The 17083-nt window shown below is 37.0% G+C and carries 10 protein-coding genes; 2 read left to right on the top strand and 8 right to left on the bottom strand.

The genetic code is table 11. From position 1 onward, the window contains the following. Window positions 1-285: 285 nt before the first annotated feature. Both QMO11_RS05225 and QMO11_RS05220 read left to right on the top strand, forming a co-directional pair. Complete coding sequence (locus QMO11_RS05225; RefSeq protein ID WP_282036343.1) at window positions 286-972, top strand: gluzincin family metallopeptidase; 687 nt, start codon at window positions 286-288, stop codon at window positions 970-972. A 401-nt stretch (window positions 973-1373) separates the two neighbouring features. Beyond that, window positions 1374-3146 (top strand): ABC transporter ATP-binding protein, encoded by a 1773-nt coding sequence (locus QMO11_RS05220; RefSeq protein WP_282036342.1) that lies wholly within the window; start codon window positions 1374-1376, stop codon window positions 3144-3146. Between the two features lie 533 nt (window positions 3147-3679). On the opposite strand, the gene QMO11_RS05215 is transcribed toward QMO11_RS05220, so the two are convergent. From QMO11_RS05215 to QMO11_RS05180, 8 genes are all read right to left on the bottom strand, one after another. Next, window positions 3680-5242, bottom strand: a complete 1563-nt coding sequence (locus QMO11_RS05215) for a T9SS type A sorting domain-containing protein (protein WP_282036341.1) — start codon at window positions 5240-5242, stop codon at window positions 3680-3682. Between the two features lie 290 nt (window positions 5243-5532). Beyond that, window positions 5533-7092 (bottom strand): hypothetical protein, encoded by a 1560-nt coding sequence (locus tag QMO11_RS05210; RefSeq protein WP_282036340.1) that lies wholly within the window; start codon window positions 7090-7092, stop codon window positions 5533-5535. 307 nt (window positions 7093-7399) lie between these two features. Beyond that, complete coding sequence (locus tag QMO11_RS05205) at window positions 7400-8749, bottom strand: SGNH/GDSL hydrolase family protein (protein ID WP_282036339.1); 1350 nt, start codon at window positions 8747-8749, stop codon at window positions 7400-7402. Window positions 8750-8788: 39 nt separating this feature from the next. Then, window positions 8789-10045 carry an OmpP1/FadL family transporter gene (locus tag QMO11_RS05200; protein ID WP_282036338.1) on the bottom strand — a complete coding sequence of 419 codons (1257 nt, stop codon included), beginning with the start codon at window positions 10043-10045 and terminating at the stop codon, window positions 8789-8791. 305 nt (window positions 10046-10350) lie between these two features. Then, on the bottom strand, window positions 10351-11649 hold the full coding sequence (thrC, locus tag QMO11_RS05195) for a threonine synthase (RefSeq protein ID WP_282036337.1): 1299 nt from the start codon (window positions 11647-11649) through the stop codon (window positions 10351-10353). An 83-nt stretch (window positions 11650-11732) separates the two neighbouring features. Further along, window positions 11733-12944: a cofactor-independent phosphoglycerate mutase gene (locus QMO11_RS05190; RefSeq protein WP_282036336.1), complete on the bottom strand. Its 1212-nt coding sequence runs from the start codon at window positions 12942-12944 to the stop codon at window positions 11733-11735. A 100-nt stretch (window positions 12945-13044) separates the two neighbouring features. Then, on the bottom strand, window positions 13045-15477 hold the full coding sequence (gene thrA, locus QMO11_RS05185) for a bifunctional aspartate kinase/homoserine dehydrogenase I (protein WP_282036335.1): 2433 nt from the start codon (window positions 15475-15477) through the stop codon (window positions 13045-13047). A 486-nt stretch (window positions 15478-15963) separates the two neighbouring features. Continuing rightward, entirely contained in the window at window positions 15964-17082 is a 1119-nt protein-coding gene (locus QMO11_RS05180) for a universal stress protein (RefSeq protein WP_282036334.1), read from the bottom strand. Between the last annotated feature and the right edge of the window lies 1 nt (window position 17083).

Raw genomic sequence — 17083 nt, 5'->3', positions numbered from 1 at the left:
TCTTACTCAAAATACATAATCTGGTCTTCCGTATATATTTTCTCCTGTTCAATATATATTTTCTCTTCTTCCGTATACATTTTCTCATTTTTACCGGGTACATTAAAGCCAGGCTAAGCCATTATAAGATGTTGTTTACATGCATATTACAAATACTATCTTATTGCAGATTAATTAAATAATAGTATATTTAATATATTAGTTATAAGTGCCCAATAAATAGTACTGCTCAAACTCTGTTAAAAATGAGAAGAGCAGTTTTTTATTAAAAAAAACCAAATAATCATGAATGACATTAAAATCTTTAAATTTTCAATTGCAGAACTGTGCCAACGAAGCGATAAATTATCATTATCCTTTAACCGCGACCAAAATGAATTTTTAAATTATGGCTACGATGCTAGTACAATAGAAACCTTACAAACAAGGACAGAAGTACTTAAACAATTTCCCTCTGATGCTTATTACGAAGGAAATCAGAAGCTAGCCACCGATGCTAAAAACAATTCCCGAACTACTTTAGAAGCTAATATTATTGATTTACGCAATAGAGTTAAATTTGTATATGGCATCAAGTCTGTTGATTACGGTATATTTCAGTTTGGCAAAATAGGCGATAGTACAGATAGTGAATTGGTTCAGATTGCTTTACACGTTTGCCAAGTAGCTGAGCCTCGCCTTGATAAATTGGCTGAACGCAAGGTGACGGCAGAAACCATAGACGAAATTAAGGCAAACAGAACAGAGTTAGACGACCTAATTGATGCACAGGCAATAGCCATTACCGAACGTAAAGAAAAGACCCTGGAACGCATTAAATTAGCGAACGAATTATACAAACAAATTAGTGAGCTTAGCGATGTAGGCAAACTAGTTTGGAAAGGCAAAAACGAAGCTTTTTATAACGATTATGTTATTTATGGAAGCACTAAATCAATGATTGAAGAAAGTGAAATAGTAGAAACAGAATAACTTATTTTTTAACACCGCACTTATAACAAAGCCCCATCTCCATTCATTCGGATTTGGGGCTTTTTTATTTTCAACACGCCTGAGATCGCCACGTGCCAAACGATAATGCAATAACGTGTATACAACTTGCAAAGTCATTAATAAGCGCCTCGTCATTGCGACGAAGGAAGCAATCTCAAGGCAAGCCGTAAAGCTCTTGATACTTGTGTCTTGATACTTGATACTTGATACTTGATACTTGATACTTGATACTTGATACTTCTCATAACCACCTTGAGATCGCCGCGTGCCTCGCGATGACGCAATAGCGTGGGCAAGCTGTAATTACTATTAATAATTATTAAGCGCCTTAACCAAATGCTTTTAATTTTGTTGTTATTGAAGCAGTAAGATAAAAGCATATGCAAGACGAAAAGAAAAATAAAATCACCAAATCGGGCTTATCAAAAGTCTTTAAACTATATAAATACATTAGTCCGTATCGCCGCGAATATTTCTTAGGCTTATTCTTCCTTTTGGTATCTAGCCTAGCCAACCTTACCTTTCCTAAACTATTGGGCGATTTGGTAAACGCCGGATCAGGCGAGGACTCGTGGGCCAACCTAAATCAAATTGCTTTGGTATTGGGTATTGTATTGTTGGTGCAGGCCACCTTCTCCTATTTCAGAATTATTTTATTCAACAATGTAACCGAGAAAAGTTTAGCCCTGCTAAGGCGCGATACCTTTAACCACCTTATAAAACTACCCATCACCTTTTTTGAGAAACACCGTGTGGGTGAATTAAACAGCAGAATATCGGCCGATATTTCATTATTACAAGAAACCTTAACCACTACATTAGCTGAGCTTATTCGCCAATTAATCATTATTATCGGAGGCGTTACCTTACTTGCTTTTACCTCGGTAAAGCTCACCCTTTTTATGCTAATTATTTTGCCACCGACTATGATTGTAGCCCGTTTCTTTGGCAAGTTTATTCGTAAATTCTCTAAGGATGTGCAAAAAAACGTAGCCGATTCTAACACTATAGTCGAAGAAACCCTACAAGGCATACAGAGCGTGAAATCGTTTACCAACGAGGCTTACGAAATAGATAGATATTTTTCGCGTACCGAAGATATTAAGCTGTTGGGGATGAAAAGCGGAAAATACCGCGCTATGTTTTCGTCGTTCATCATCTTCGGAATGTTTGGAGCTATTGTTGCCGTTATATGGCGTGGATCTTTGATGCTATCAACGGGAGGCATTAATTCGGGACAACTTTTTTCCTTTGTAATCTACTCGGTATATGTGGGTGGAACCATTGGTGGACTTGCCGCTGTTTTTGCTAATATTCAAAAATTTATTGGTGCCACCGAAACGCTTTTCGAACTGCACGAAGAGGATGAAGAAGAAATTATTACCCTGAATGAAATTTCAGAAGAAAATCAGATTCAAGGACAACTTGAGTTGGTAAACCTTTCGTTTGCCTACCCTTCACGTCCCGAAACAAAGGTATTGAAGAACATCAACCTTACCATAAATAAAAACCAGACCATAGCTATTGTGGGTGGCAGCGGTGCCGGAAAATCAACCCTTGCCGCGTTATTATTACAAATGCACGAAACTAATGAGGGCGCCATTTTATTTGACCAAAGACCCAATAACGAGTTTAATGTTTCGGCCCTGCGTAAGCAAATTGCCTTGGTGCCCCAAGATGTATTTTTATTTGGCGGCACCATACGCGAAAACATTGCCTACGGACGCCCCAATGCCAGTGATGCAGATATACTAGCTGCCGCCAAAAACGCCAATGCATTAGAGTTTATTGAGCGCTTTGAAGAAGGATTTGAAACACTTGTGGGTGAGCGTGGCACTCAGCTATCGGGTGGACAAAGGCAGCGTATTGCCATTGCCCGAGCCATTTTAAAAGACCCGAAGATACTCATCCTCGATGAAGCGACTTCATCACTTGATTCTGCTTCTGAAAAACTGGTGCAAGAAGCCCTAGATACACTGATGAAAGGACGAACTTCGCTCATTATTGCCCACCGCCTTTCTACCATCCGCAAAGCCGATACCATTGTGGTGCTTGAGCATGGCGAAATTACCGAAAGAGGAACACACGATGAGTTGATGAAAAACCCCAATGGCACCTACCGTAAATTAAGCGAGTTGCAGTTTTCGGTTTAGTTTAAATCAGGGATAAGGGTTAAGGGTTAAGTTATAAATGATAAACGCTTTGCTTCTCGCTTATAACTTAACACTAATCATTTATACTTAAAGAAGCTCCTCGTCATTGGTACGAAGGAAGCAATCTCAAGGCAAGCCGTAAATCTCTTGATACATGTGCCTTAATCCTTGCTACAAACCATAATCACCTTGAGATCGCCGCGTGCCTCGCGATGACGCAATAACGCGTTGGCAACTTGAAAAATCATTAACAACTATCAATTAAATAACGCCTCGTCATTGCGACGAAGGAAGCAATCTCAAGGCAAGCTATTAAACTCTTGATACATGTGCCTTGATACTTGATACCTCTCATAACCTCCTTGAGATCGCCGCGTGCCTCGCGATGACGCAATAACGCGTTGGCAAACCACAAAGACACAAAGAACGCTTAGAAAAACCTCAGTGTACTTTGCGTCTCTGTGTTAAAACTACATAAATACAAGCCGTAAAACTCTTGATACTTATGTCTTGATACTTGATACTATCCCTCTCTATTTAACACTTACTTTAAGCTTTTTCTTATTATCAAAGGCTAAAATGTAGTTCCCTTTTTTCCAACCTTGGGTACTTATTTTTAGCTGTTGCTGATTGGGTTTTACCTTAACCTTAGTTTGCAGACTTCCATCCACGGCATAAACTTTTAACATATTCACGCCAGTTAGTCCATTAAATTTCACATTCAATACCCCTTTATTTGGGTTCGGATATACACTAGGTCCCTTGGCTTTCTTTATCTGCTTTGCTGAAGAAGTGTTGCATTTAATACCATCCACATCAGGATACACTATCATTTTAGAGCCCAAATGCGTACCACTGATATCAGCAGCATCAGGTAATTCAAGTTGAATTGTATAACATCCTTGCTTGCTGCCATCACAACCATTATTGGCATCGGCATTATTTCGCACAACTGCAAGTGAATAACCATTGGTACTCTCGCCATCTAGGTTATCGTATTTGTTTGCATAAAGCTCATTTTGTAAATCGCAGCTATACAAAGTAAAATCCTTTGTTTTAACCTGGGCTCCTTTTCCTCCACTCACCTCAGTAATGGCATCTACAATGGAGTTACTACTAAAAGTACCCAAGTTATCTACCCCACCTTTTTTATCGTAAAACCCTGCAGCTACTTGCACTGCATTTGTTGAGTGGATGGCTTTAATGCCACTTACATCAATTACGCCCTGCTCTGCCCTATGTGGCGAAAGACACAAAGCAGCATCTCCCTTGCGCACCACAATATTACGACCAACAACCTGATCAATTGTAGCCTCTTTACTCACTAGCGCACGGGTAAAACCCGATTCGATACGCAAAGTAATACCGCCCTCACCATCTAAATTTTTGAACAGGATGCGCTTACCGGCTCTAATTTGAACTACACCATATCCCACATGATTTTTATACGACACCACATCTTTAATGAGGCCTTGAGCAGGTATATCGCCTTCTACTCTACTTTGATCTTTACGCAGATTACACTCAATGTTAGAGTATACTGAGTAGCAATCAGAAAACGCAATACCCGATACCTTAAAATTATAGGCAGAGAGAACATCCATAAATTTTACACGAGAATCTTTATCACCAGTAAATTCCACTTTAAAGAAACTTTGTGAATCTGTATTGTCCTCATCCATATTTGTAAAAGCCACATTCTCCACATTAGAGTTTCCACCAAACTGAAACATTATAATGTTGCGGGGTGCATTACCCCCATACCAAGGTCGGAAAGTAACCTCTGAATTCACTTTAATATGTACATTACTCAATACCTGCACTCCTCTAACATAAATGTAAGATGCATTTTGTGGCTTATTAATTTGCAGGTAACCACCGCCCTGTTCTGATAAATTGCGGATAGCAGCACTAATTAATTCGGAATCATTACCATCATCTAAGCCCGACAAATTATCGATGACCTGTGTGTTATTAGGTATTTTATTCACATAGTAATCTGCCTCATTATCGCTAAGGCGTTGAGCATAGGCTCCTAATATTCCGCTAATTATAAGCACTAGGCTTATGGTGATTGTTTTATAGATCTGTTTCATATTTTTTGAATTAGTATCTAGATTCAAGTATCCAGACACAAGATTTATTTACTTTTTACCTTAATATCGAAGAGAGCCTCGCGATGAGCAATATCGTATAAGCACCTTGCAAAATCATTCGCAACTAATAATTAATAAGCGCCTCGTCATTGCGACGAAGGAAGCAATCTCAAGGCAAGCCGTAAATCTCTTGATACTTGCGTCTTGATACTTCTCTTAACCACCTTGAGATCGCCGCGTGCCTCGCGATGACGCAATAGCGTTTTGGTACCTTGGAAAATCATTAACGATTACTTAAGACTAAACTTCATTTTCTTTTCCTTGGTAAAAGCGATTATATAATTTCCTTTCTCCCAACTTTCAGTGCTAATGCGGACCTCTTGCTCATTAGCTTTTAGTTTATGTTTTGTTTCAAAGCTTCCGCTTAGGGAATAAATTCTGAGTATCTCCACATTCTTTAAGCCGTTCAATTTTATTTTCAGCATATTTTCTTCATCATTTACAATAACCTTGGGCTGCTTTTCTTTTTTTGCCTTATCTGCGGCTGAAGTTTCGCAAGTATACTTTTGTACATTACTATAGCTAATCGGATCACTGTGTAAGAAAGTACCACTGATTACTTCATCTTTGGGTAAATCTAATTGAATGGTATAACAGCCCATTGGTCTTTTACCTTCAGAAGAACAACCGTAATTGGGGTGCGATGAATATTCTACCACTGCCAACGATGTGGCATAAGAACTTTCTCCGTCAGGAGCTGTGGGAAAATTGTCCTTTAATTCTGTTTGCTGCTCACATTCAAACTGAGAGAAGTACTTACTCTTAACCTGTGCAGTCTTGCCGCCTACTACCTTTTTAAAATCGCCCACATACGAATCGCTACTAAAGGTCCCAAGGTTGTCAACCCCGCCTTTATTATCGTAAAAGCCATTGCCTATTTCAACAGCTGCCATTGAGTTGTAAGCACTAATACCACGTATATCAACCCAACCTTGCTTAATTCGGTGCGGCGACATAGATAAGGCTGATTTACCATTACGGATAGTTATATTTCGCCCCACGCATGCATCAATACTAGCATCTGCACTCAATACCTTCCGTGCAAAGCCCGATTCCATGCGCAAGGTAATACCACCCTCGCCATCTAGGTTCTTAAATAAGATACGCTTGCCTGCTCTGATTTGTACAATACCATATCCCACATGGTTGTTGTGCGATAATATATTTTTGATGATACCTTGAGTTGGTAAATCGCCTTCCTTAAGGCTTTGATCCCTGCGTAAATTACACTCAACATTTGAGTATACCGTGTTGGAATCGAAAAACTCCATGCCCGATACTTTAAAGTTGTATGCCGATACGATATCAATAAACTTAACTCTATTACTTTTCCCTCCAGTTAATTCAACTTTAAAAAAAGTTTCCGAATCATTACTATCTTCCTCAAGGTTAGTGATGGCTACATTGCTGATATTCTTTTTGCCACCCAAGGAAAACATAATCTTATTTCGAGGAACCTTATCGCCACCATTCCACAAACGGAATATTACATCTGGTTCAACCTTAATGTGCACATTACTCTGAAGGTTTACCTCTCGCACGTAAATGTATTTACTCTGTTTGGGCTTTTTTATTAATAAAACCCCTCCTCCAGCTTTTGATAGTTTAGCAATAGCTTGATTCAATAATTGAGAATCGCCGCCATCCTCATTTCCCGATAGGTCATCGAGCACAATTACTTTATTGGGTATTTTATTGATATAAAAAGCAGATTCCTTATCATTAACGCTTTTGGCATCAATAGTATTAAAGCTTAATAAAATTAAAAGTGTTAGTACAATGTTTTTCATAAGTAGATTGTTTTTTATCTCTGTTAAGAGTCTTCAAAATTCTTATGTAAATATCTCATCTTAATCCCTAAGGTATGTTCTTAGCGGTAATAAATTCAGAAGCACATTACACTTACTACACATTTACTAACAGCGAGTTGCAATCAATGTTAATTAAAAGTAACAGCTAGGCATCTGCATTCTCAAAAGTACTTTTAGGCAGTTTATTGCTAATACGAGAAAAATTTAACGGGTATAAAAAAACCCTCTAGACATGAAAATCTAGAGGGCTCTTAAGTTCAAAATGATCCAAAAAAAATGGTTTGTATTATGGAAATACGATACCTGGCTGATTGTTTACATCGGCACTAGGAATATTGGCATTGTATTTTGTGTTTATGGCTTTAATAAATTCGTTGGCAAATAAGGCAGCCCCTTTCATTGAGGGATGTAATCCATCAAGAGAAAATACGTTACCGCTTACAAAAGTAGTTGTATATAAATTACCATCAACCAACAAACCGGTTTCAGCAAGGCTATTGAACCATGTATTCATATCAGCTAAAGCCAAATTGCTAGCGGCAGTCTTAATAATTGCATTAAATGCTGTTGTAGCATCGGCAATACTTTTTAGTTCAGCATCGGTTAACACTACCCCATCAGTTAAAGGAAGTACTTGTCCAGCTGGCCAAGAGGCTATTTCGCTTTGAGCCGATAATAACACTTTTTCTGTAGCTTTCATTTGGCGAATCTGTAATGGATAAGTAGCATCCTCAATAACAAAGGCATTAGGACCCTCAACAAAATCCATGGTTGGTAAACCATTTGCTGTTGCAGCCGCATTATAATCAGTAAAATATAAGTTTAAACCTTGCGCTTGTTCCGCCGTTAAAACCAATGCCATATGAGGCACTGTGGTAAAAAATGGCATTTTACTGATATCAGGAATGTTTGCTACTACTCCCATCGTATTATTGGCCGATAACATGGCAATGGCCCCATTCACCGACTGCCCAAAAGCATCTGTTGAAGTGATATCGCCAGGCATTAGTCCTGACTCACTTCCAACTCCACCATTGATTGCATAATCAAGCACATCGTTAATACCAGCCCAATACACAAAAAAGCTAGGCTCGTTAACTAAAGCATCTCCCACCACGGTTGATGTACCAGGCATGGTAGCAAAACGACTGTAGAAAGGATTAAAGTTGCCTTCGCCTAAAGTATAATCTCCCAATAATGGCGATACTAAATGAATGGCTTTAGCACCAGGCACAGATACATTTGCAAAAGGAGCATCCGCATTAATCCATTTACTAGGGTCACTTAATAAGCTTACATCACCTTCAGTCGGAACTGGAGACAATGCACCATCAACAATCTGAAGTACATACTTTCCATTTTGCATTGAACCAATGGACTTACCTGCTTCAATTAATGGTAGTTTGTTTAAGGTATTTCCTACGGCGGATAATTGATTACTCAATATAGCTCCAATGCCATTTTCTTGCCCTTCGGCATATAGCGCATTATCCATATAACCCGCTAAATACGAATCACCAACAACAACGGTTTTTGTAAAATCTGCACTTCCAGTGGAAGCATTAAATTCTTTATCGGCTAACTCACAACTAAATAAACCTAAAGCAAGTAAACCTGTATATATTATATTCTTCATATATTTCTTTTCTATAAATTACTTATCAAACCACCGATACTAAAAAGCATAGTTAACACCTATACCAGGGATGAAAGCCTGTGAATTATAGGTACCGTAAAAATTAGCTGGCTCGTATCCGCCCTCGCGTTCTAAACCTTTAATGTATAACATTGAAGCATCTATTGATAGCTTCTCATTAGCTCTAAAGGTAAAACCACAGGATAAACCAATTTTGTTTGCCCCCGGAGTTTCAGGATTCAATAAATGATCTTCGATTGGGGTTTGATCGTAGTAGGCTCCTGCCATAATATCAAACTTATCTGATAAAGCATATTCAGCTCCCACACGGTATATCATCGTATTTTTATACTCACGCGGGTTTATTGATGTTGGAATCGTTTCTGAGGCAAATTCAAATACCAACTCTTCATAAGTAGACCAAAATACATATTGAAAATCAGCTGCCAACGTTAGTTTATCACCAAGCTGATAGCCTAAGCCCAATGTTAAATTAGCCGGTAATGGCAACTCTGAATCGAAAGTAGTATTCGCAAATTGTCCCATCAAAGAATTAGGAATATTAGAGAAAGTAGCATCTCCACTCTCCATTGTCATAGTAACTTCAGAACGATAGTTTAGACCTAGCGAAAATTTTTCACTGGCCTGATAAAATATACCTAAGTTATACCCAAAGGCAGTAGCTGTACCATTTAAGTTGGTACTTGCCTCTCCGTTTGCACCAGTAATTGGTAATGCTTTATTTAAATCAACACTACCTGCAACAATCATTGCACCTGCACCAATACCCAATTTTTCGTTTATTTGATAAGATACCGTTGGTTGAATAAAAAAGCTGCGCAAAGTAATGTCTTGAATTAAATAACGTCCATCCCAATCTTTCTCCCATGACAACCCATTACCATAAGGTGTTGTTACGCTAAGACCAACAGCCCAACTTTCGTTTAATTTAGCTGCTCCATAAAAATACAAGGGTGTTCCTACCGGACTATTGGTTTGAGCACTATAATTGCTTCCGGCTTTATTAAAATTAACGGTTGACATTACAAAACTAGCTCCTGCTGAAAAGTCGTAACTATTCTCCATCATGCTTAAAGCACCCGGATTGAAATGTATGGCACTAGCCCCGTTAACCAAACCTGTTCCGGTGTGGCCCATCGCCGTATTCTTTTGTCCTTGTAAATTTACTTGATATCCCTCCGCTTTTGATGTTAACATTACAGATGAAACAACAATGAGAGATAAATAACGCATCATAAGTGTTTTGCTTATGAATCTTTTTAAGCTTTTAATCATTCTTTATTCATTTTAGAATTCAGCTTGTTCAACGAATAAAGAAACGCTAGGTTCTGTTTTTGAGTGAATTATTGTTCATATCCCGTGAAGATATATTCACTTTAGAGTACCACACTACTGTTAGTTCTAACTAACAATTGATTATACTGTAACTACAAAAATAAATACAGAACCTAAAATCGTTCTTAAGAGAGGCGAAAACAAAAAAAGCAGGAAACCCTTTAATAGGATTTCCTGCTTCATATATTATTAGTATTTGCCTTTATTTCTATACTAGGCAAAACACAAGTAACTATTGCTAGATACTATTTATTCATTAAGTACTTTTTCAATTCTTGCATATCTGCTTTCATGCTAATGTTTTTTGCTTCACCATTCATGAAAGCTTGTAAACGAGCTGGCACTTCAACTTTACGACCAATAACTGGCTCAACAACTTCAGGGAACTTAGCGGGGTGCGCTGTTTCTAAAAATACACCTACCTCAGTCTCCTCAAGATCATTTTCTAAAGCTTTAAAACCTGTAGCTCCGTGCGGATCAAGAATATATTTGTTATCAACATCTACGCGCTTAACCGTTTCTCTAATTTCTTCATCAGTAAAAGAATAACCCGTTAAGTTAGCTGTTACCTTTTTATGCTCGCTATCGTATAAATCCATTATACGAACAAAGTTACTTGGGTCTCCAACATCCATTGCATTAGCAATAGTTGCTTTCGACGGAGCCGGTTTATACTCTCCAGACTCTAAATATTGAGGAACTATATCGTTAATATTAGTGGCTGCAATAAAGCGTTTTACAGGCAAGCCCATGGTTTGCGCTACTAATCCGGCAGTTATATTTCCAAAGTTTCCGCTTGGCACACAAAAAACAAGGTCTTTAGTATTTCCTGCCTTTTTCATTTGTGCATAAGCATGATGGTAATAAATAGATTGGGGCAACAAACGTGCTAAATTAATTGAATTAGCAGAAGTTAGCGTTAAAGCTTCGTTTAGTTCTTTATCTAAGAAAGCCTGTTTAACCATGCGCTGGCAATCATCAAAAGTACCTTCTACTTCAATAGAAGTAATATTTTCTCCTAAAGTTGTAAACTGCTTTTCTTGCACCTCACTCACCAAGCCTTTAGGATACAATACAAATACCTTGATGCCCGGAACTTTGTAAAAACCATTTGCTACAGCACTTCCTGTATCACCTGATGTTGCAACAAGAATATTAATCTCTTTATCTTGCCCCTTAACAAAATGAGAAAGAATACGAGCCATAAAACGACCACCTACATCCTTAAATGCTAAAGTGGGTCCATGCCATAACTCTAAAGAATAGATGTCGCCACAAACTTTAACCGTAGGCATTTCAAAACTTAAAGCATCTTCAACCAAAGCCTTAAAATCATCCTCTGGAATATCAGGACAAAAGAATGGTTTAAGAGCCATAAAGCCAATTTCGCTTAAGGTCATATTCTCAATATTGTCCATTGTTTCAGGATCAATTACAGGAATATACTCTGGCATATATAAACCATTATCGGCAGCTAAACCTTTTAATACAGCTTCCTTTAAGGATACTTTTACCGATGGCGAATTTGTACTATAGAATTTCATCTTGTTGTTATTTGAGTTGTGCTAAAATAGTCAATTTTAAGAGACTACTTTAGCACTATAAATTTTGTCTGTTATAATTTATATTACGCATCGCTCAAAAGCAATTGCATAAATTCGGGTCCGTATAAAGTACCAAAAGCTCCTTTTTTAGCGGCATCCTCGTTGTACTCATTTACATCATCGGGCTTTTGACCCGGCTTTGAAATTAGAAACGGAACTGCATCACGCGTATGCGTTCTTAAAGCACAAGGTGTTGGATGATCGGGTAATAAAGCAATCGTTACATCCTCGCCCATTTTCTGCACTTCTTCGAGCACATATTTTACTACACGCTGATCTAAAGACTCAATAGTTTGTGTCTTTAATTTCCAATCTCCTTCATGACCTGCTTCATCACTAGCCTCAATGTGTAAAAATACATATTGATTCTCTTTTAAAGCTTTTATTGCAGCCTCTGCTTTTCCTTCGTAGTTTGTATCGTACAATCCTGTTGAACCTGGAACATGCACGCCTTCTAATCCGGCATAAGCACCTAAACCATAAATTAAGTCTACTGCTGAAATTACCACACCCGACTCAACACCATAAAGCTCCTTAAGCGTTGGCATATCTGGCGTATTTCCTGCCGACCAAGGCCATATCATATCTGCTGCGGGTTTCCCTGCTGCTCTTCTTTTTACATTAACTGGATGATCTTTTAGTAATTCCTTGGATTTAAGCATTAAATCGATTACGATATCCACTGTAGATTGCGCCGCCTCATTTTTAGCACTTGGCAACACATCCTTAAATGGAGTTCCAGGAACATCGTGAGGAGGAACACAGTTAATTTGATCACTACCGCCATCAATTACCATTAAGTGACGATAACTAACCCCTGCGTAAAAACGGTTTTTCTCATCACCCAATTTCTCATGAAGAAACTCCATAATCTCTTTGGCCTCTTCCGTTGAAATATGTCCTGCTGAGTGGTTCAGTACTTTTTCATCCTCAATAGAAATCAAGTTACAACGAAATACTAAATCTGTTAATGAAGTCTTCACTCCCATTGAAGCCGCCTCAAGCACTCCTCTACCTCGATAGTATTTTTCAGCATCGTAACCCATTACCATCATATTAGCAACTTCACTTCCTGGATGTAAGCTTGCTGGCACTGTATCTAGTAAACCCGATACAGCACTTTTTGCTAATTGATCAATATATGGAGTCTTAGCTGCCATTAACGGAGTTTTACCTCCTAACTCTTCCAAAGGCTCATCTGAAGCCCCATCTGATAATATTACTAGATATTTCATAAATCTCTGTTTAAGTAATTCCTGACATTAGTCATATTCTATTGCTAAGAAACCACGATTTAAACACTTGGTTCTATCAGGAATTGTTAAAAACTAATAATTATTTATTAGCCACTTTAATGATATCGGCAAAAACACCTGCTGCAGTTACATCTGCACCAGCACCATAACCCTTAATTTGCATTGGATGCTCTTTATAGTGCTCCGAGTTAATTAGGATAATGTTGTTACTTCCCTCTAAATCGTAGAATGGATGCGCTTGGTCAACTTCAATGAAACCAACTTCAGCTTTACCATCTTCTAACTTAGCTCCGTAACGAAGTCTTTTTCCTTCGCTAACTAAACGCTTACGTTGTTCTTCAAAACTGTCGTTTAGTTTCACAACCTCTTTCATAAACACATCTAATGATGGTGCATCCATATACTCTTGAGGTACAAAAGGAGTCACTTTAATATCACTCTGCTCCATTGCATAACCTGCTTCACGCGCTAAGATTAGTATCTTACGAACCACATCAGTTCCACTTAAATCAATACGTGGATCAGGCTCACTAAACCCCTTATCTTTAGCCTCTTGAATAACAGCAGATAATGGTTTATCCTCGCTTAATGTATTTACGATATAGTTTAAGGTACCCGATAATACAGCCTCTAGTTTTAATATTTTATCTCCACTCATTACTAAATCACGTAATGGTGCAATAATTGGCAAACCAGCCCCCACATTTGTCTCAAACAAGAATTTAACACCTTTGCTTAAAGCAGTTGCTTTTAGTTTTTGGTATAATGAATATTCTGAAGAGCTAGCAATCTTATTAGCCGTTACAACTGATACGTTGGCATTTAACACATCATAATACAACTCAGAAATAATTTGATTGGCTGTACAATCAACCATCACACTATTGGCCAAGTTATATTCTATCACTCGTTGCTTAAATACATCTAAATTAGCCTCTTCTCCACGCTCCATTAATTCCGAAGTAATTGATTTTGCATCAATACCCTGTTTATCAAAAAGCATTTTTCTACTATTGGTTATACCGGCAATTCGTATTTTAAGCTTGTTTTCTTTTAGTAATGTTTCTGATTGATTTTTTAACTTCTCAATCAACATATTACCTACAGTTCCTGTACCTACTAAAAACAGATTTAATACAGTATAGTGCGATAAGAAGAAAGCCTCATGTGCTACATTTAATCCTTTTTTAAGATCCTTCTCTTTAACAACAAAAGAAATATTTAATTCTGATGCTCCCTGTGCAATAGCGAAGATATTAATACCATTGCGTCCCATGCTATTAAATAGTTTAGCTGAGATACCAGTGGTATGTTTCATGTTTTCGCCCACAATAGCGATAACAGACATATCCTTTTCTACAGAGATGTTGTTAATTTGATTTAAGGCAACTTCTGCTGCAAACTCTTCTTGTAATAACTCAACTGCTCTATTGGCAATGCTTGATTCAATTACCACGCTAATAGAATTCTCTGAAGAAGCCTGAGAAATTAATATAACGTTGATATCATCCTTAGCTAAGGATTTAAACAAACGCATTGAAATACCAGTAACACCAATCATACCAATACCTTGTACCGTTAATAACGACACATCGCTGATAGATGAGATACCTTTAATCTTTTTATCTTTTATAATTTCCTTTTCATCGTTAATTAAAGTACCAACAGCCTCAGGGTTAAAGGTATTTTTAATACGAATTGGAATTTTCTTTTTAAATACGGGTAATATTGTTGGAGGGTAAATGACTTTAGCTCCAAAATGCGATAACTCCATAGCTTCAGAATAACTTAACTGATCAATACAGTAAGCTCTACTGATAATACGAGGATCAGCCGTCATAAAACCGTTCACATCAGTCCAAATCTCAAGTACTGAAGCATCGTATGTTGCAGCTAAAATAGAGGCTGTATAATCTGAACCTCCTCTACCTAGAGTTGTTAATTCTTTATTTTTATTTGTTGCCACAAAACCAGGGAATACAGATACATCTCCTAATTTATCTTTAATGGTATTCAAATTTTCTGCTGTTAAATCATAGTCTACAGAATCTTTACCATACACTTCGTTTGTTATAATATATTTTTGCGACTCAAATAAAGTAGCTCCAGAAATATACTCAGCAACAATAAATGATGATAAGCGCTCGCCAAAACTAGTAATTATAGCTTCACTTTTACGTGTGATCTCCTTTAACATGTAAACACCTTTAATAATAGTGCTTACCTCATCAAATAATTGATCCACCTTATATTTAATTCCCTGAGCAATTTCAAGTGTAAATAAATCACTAATAATAGTATAGTGCTTTTCTTTTACATCACTTAAAATATCGAAACAAAAATTGTCTCCAATCTTAGCTAAGTTGGCAGCATTGATAAACTCATCTGTTACTCCACCTACAGCAGAAACAACAACTACAACTTGCTCACTCTGCGAATCTATAATACTCTTTACCTGCTTTATACTATCAGATGATCCTACTGATGTACCGCCAAATTTTAATACCTTCATTTACATTTGATTTAGGTATGAGAATAGCTACAATTCTATATCTCATTATCATTTTAACCTCAACTAAGAGATTGTATTTATTAATTTTTGAAAACTAAATAGTTAAAGAAATAACTACCTTAACCTTGTGCAAAATCTAACTTTGTTAAGTTTATACAACAAGGAGATAATTGATTACTTTCATCAATTATCTTTTTTTTGAGAGAATAATTAATAGCACCCCCAAGGGGTGATAAATGATTTAAGTATGATATGGTAATAGTTATAAACCATAAGTAACAGTTGACATATTTCTATTAAATTATATTGCAAAAATAGAGTTTTATTTTAATTCGCAAAATAGACATATGATATTTCGCAGTTTTTATACATAAATTAAGAATTGAAATTACATTAATAAACAATTTGGTTTGCTGAAATGAGCCCATAAAAAAATTGCACTTAACGCTTAAGTGCAATTTTAAAGATATTGTGTGGCTTAAATATTTATTTTGCGTGAAACACCAAAAGTGGTGTTGTTGAGTGAAATAACATCTTTTTTGCCACTGATGGGTTTAATAAACGAGTTATAAGGTTTCGTTTGTAAGTGGTAAATGACAGTACGTTGATTTTTTTCTCCTGAACGAAATCTTCAATACCCAACCAGAAATCATCATTTTTAATCATCTCAAAATTAATTTCCCCTTCTAGTTTTTTCTTGGTGTAATTTTCAAGATGCTCCATTTTAATCCTGTTCTTATCTAAATCGGATTCCTTTGTAACGTGAGCACAAGTAATATTTGCGTTTAATGGATTTAATATTTTTAATAGCTTTTCTAATGCTAGATAATCGGGCTCTTCAAAAATTGCGAGATAAGCAAAACTTAATAATTGGTCTATACCTTTATAATCAAACTTTTCAGGCACAGCTAATACTGGCACTTTGGCCATCTCAATTATTTCAGCTGTTACACTACCTATTAAATCAACCACCTTTTTATCAGCCCCTCTGGTTCCCATCACAAGTATTGAGGGCTTATATTCATCGGCATAATTTAGAATTTCATATTCTGCTACACCTCTCTGAATGGAAGTTTTAACGCTTACACCCTTAATATCTTCCTTTTCAATCTTTTCTTCTAGGCGATTTTTGCACTTCTCCATCTTAGCTTCACTCTCCACTCGTAAACTCATACTGAGCTCTTCGGCATTAACATCGTACATGTTTGTGTCACCAAAGTTAAGTGCACTACCTAAAGGACTGAAATAACAATTGAAAAGGGTAACCTCCCCTTTAATTTTACAAACCCAATCGAAGGCAATATCAATAGCCTTATTAGAATACTCAGAAAAGTCGATTGGTACTAGAATCTTGAAGTCTGATTTATAATCAGGGATAGCATTATGCTTATCGGAATACTCTACCTCCCGTAGAGCATCAAAAATACCAATGGCCGTTTCAAAATCAGCTTCATTGATATTTATTTTTACACCTGTAGATATGGCTCCTTGAATTAAGTTAACATGCTCTAAAAAACAACTTACTCCATCATTATCTAATAATGATTTTATTAATTGAGCCTTTTCGTAAGTAACCGTTGCTAAAGTTATTATTTTATCACTCATC

Source organism: Saccharicrinis aurantiacus (assembly GCF_947489045.1).
GTDB lineage: Bacteria > Bacteroidota > Bacteroidia > Bacteroidales > Marinilabiliaceae > Saccharicrinis > Saccharicrinis aurantiacus.
This window is presented reverse-complemented; position numbering and strand designations above follow the sequence as displayed.

Coding starts and splice junctions, on each gene's coding strand:
- QMO11_RS05225 (WP_282036343.1), top strand. CDS start 286: ATGAATGACATTAAAATCTTTAAATTTTCAATTGCAGAACTGTGCCAA.
- QMO11_RS05220 (WP_282036342.1), top strand. CDS start 1,374: ATGCAAGACGAAAAGAAAAATAAAATCACCAAATCGGGCTTATCAAAA.
- QMO11_RS05215 (WP_282036341.1), bottom strand. CDS start 5,242: ATGAAACAGATCTATAAAACAATCACCATAAGCCTAGTGCTTATAATT.
- QMO11_RS05210 (WP_282036340.1), bottom strand. CDS start 7,092: ATGAAAAACATTGTACTAACACTTTTAATTTTATTAAGCTTTAATACT.
- QMO11_RS05205 (WP_282036339.1), bottom strand. CDS start 8,749: ATGAAGAATATAATATATACAGGTTTACTTGCTTTAGGTTTATTTAGT.
- QMO11_RS05200 (WP_282036338.1), bottom strand. CDS start 10,045: ATGATTAAAAGCTTAAAAAGATTCATAAGCAAAACACTTATGATGCGT.
- thrC (WP_282036337.1), bottom strand. CDS start 11,649: ATGAAATTCTATAGTACAAATTCGCCATCGGTAAAAGTATCCTTAAAG.
- QMO11_RS05190 (WP_282036336.1), bottom strand. CDS start 12,944: ATGAAATATCTAGTAATATTATCAGATGGGGCTTCAGATGAGCCTTTG.
- thrA (WP_282036335.1), bottom strand. CDS start 15,477: ATGAAGGTATTAAAATTTGGCGGTACATCAGTAGGATCATCTGATAGT.
- QMO11_RS05180 (WP_282036334.1), bottom strand. CDS start 17,082: ATGAGTGATAAAATAATAACTTTAGCAACGGTTACTTACGAAAAGGCT.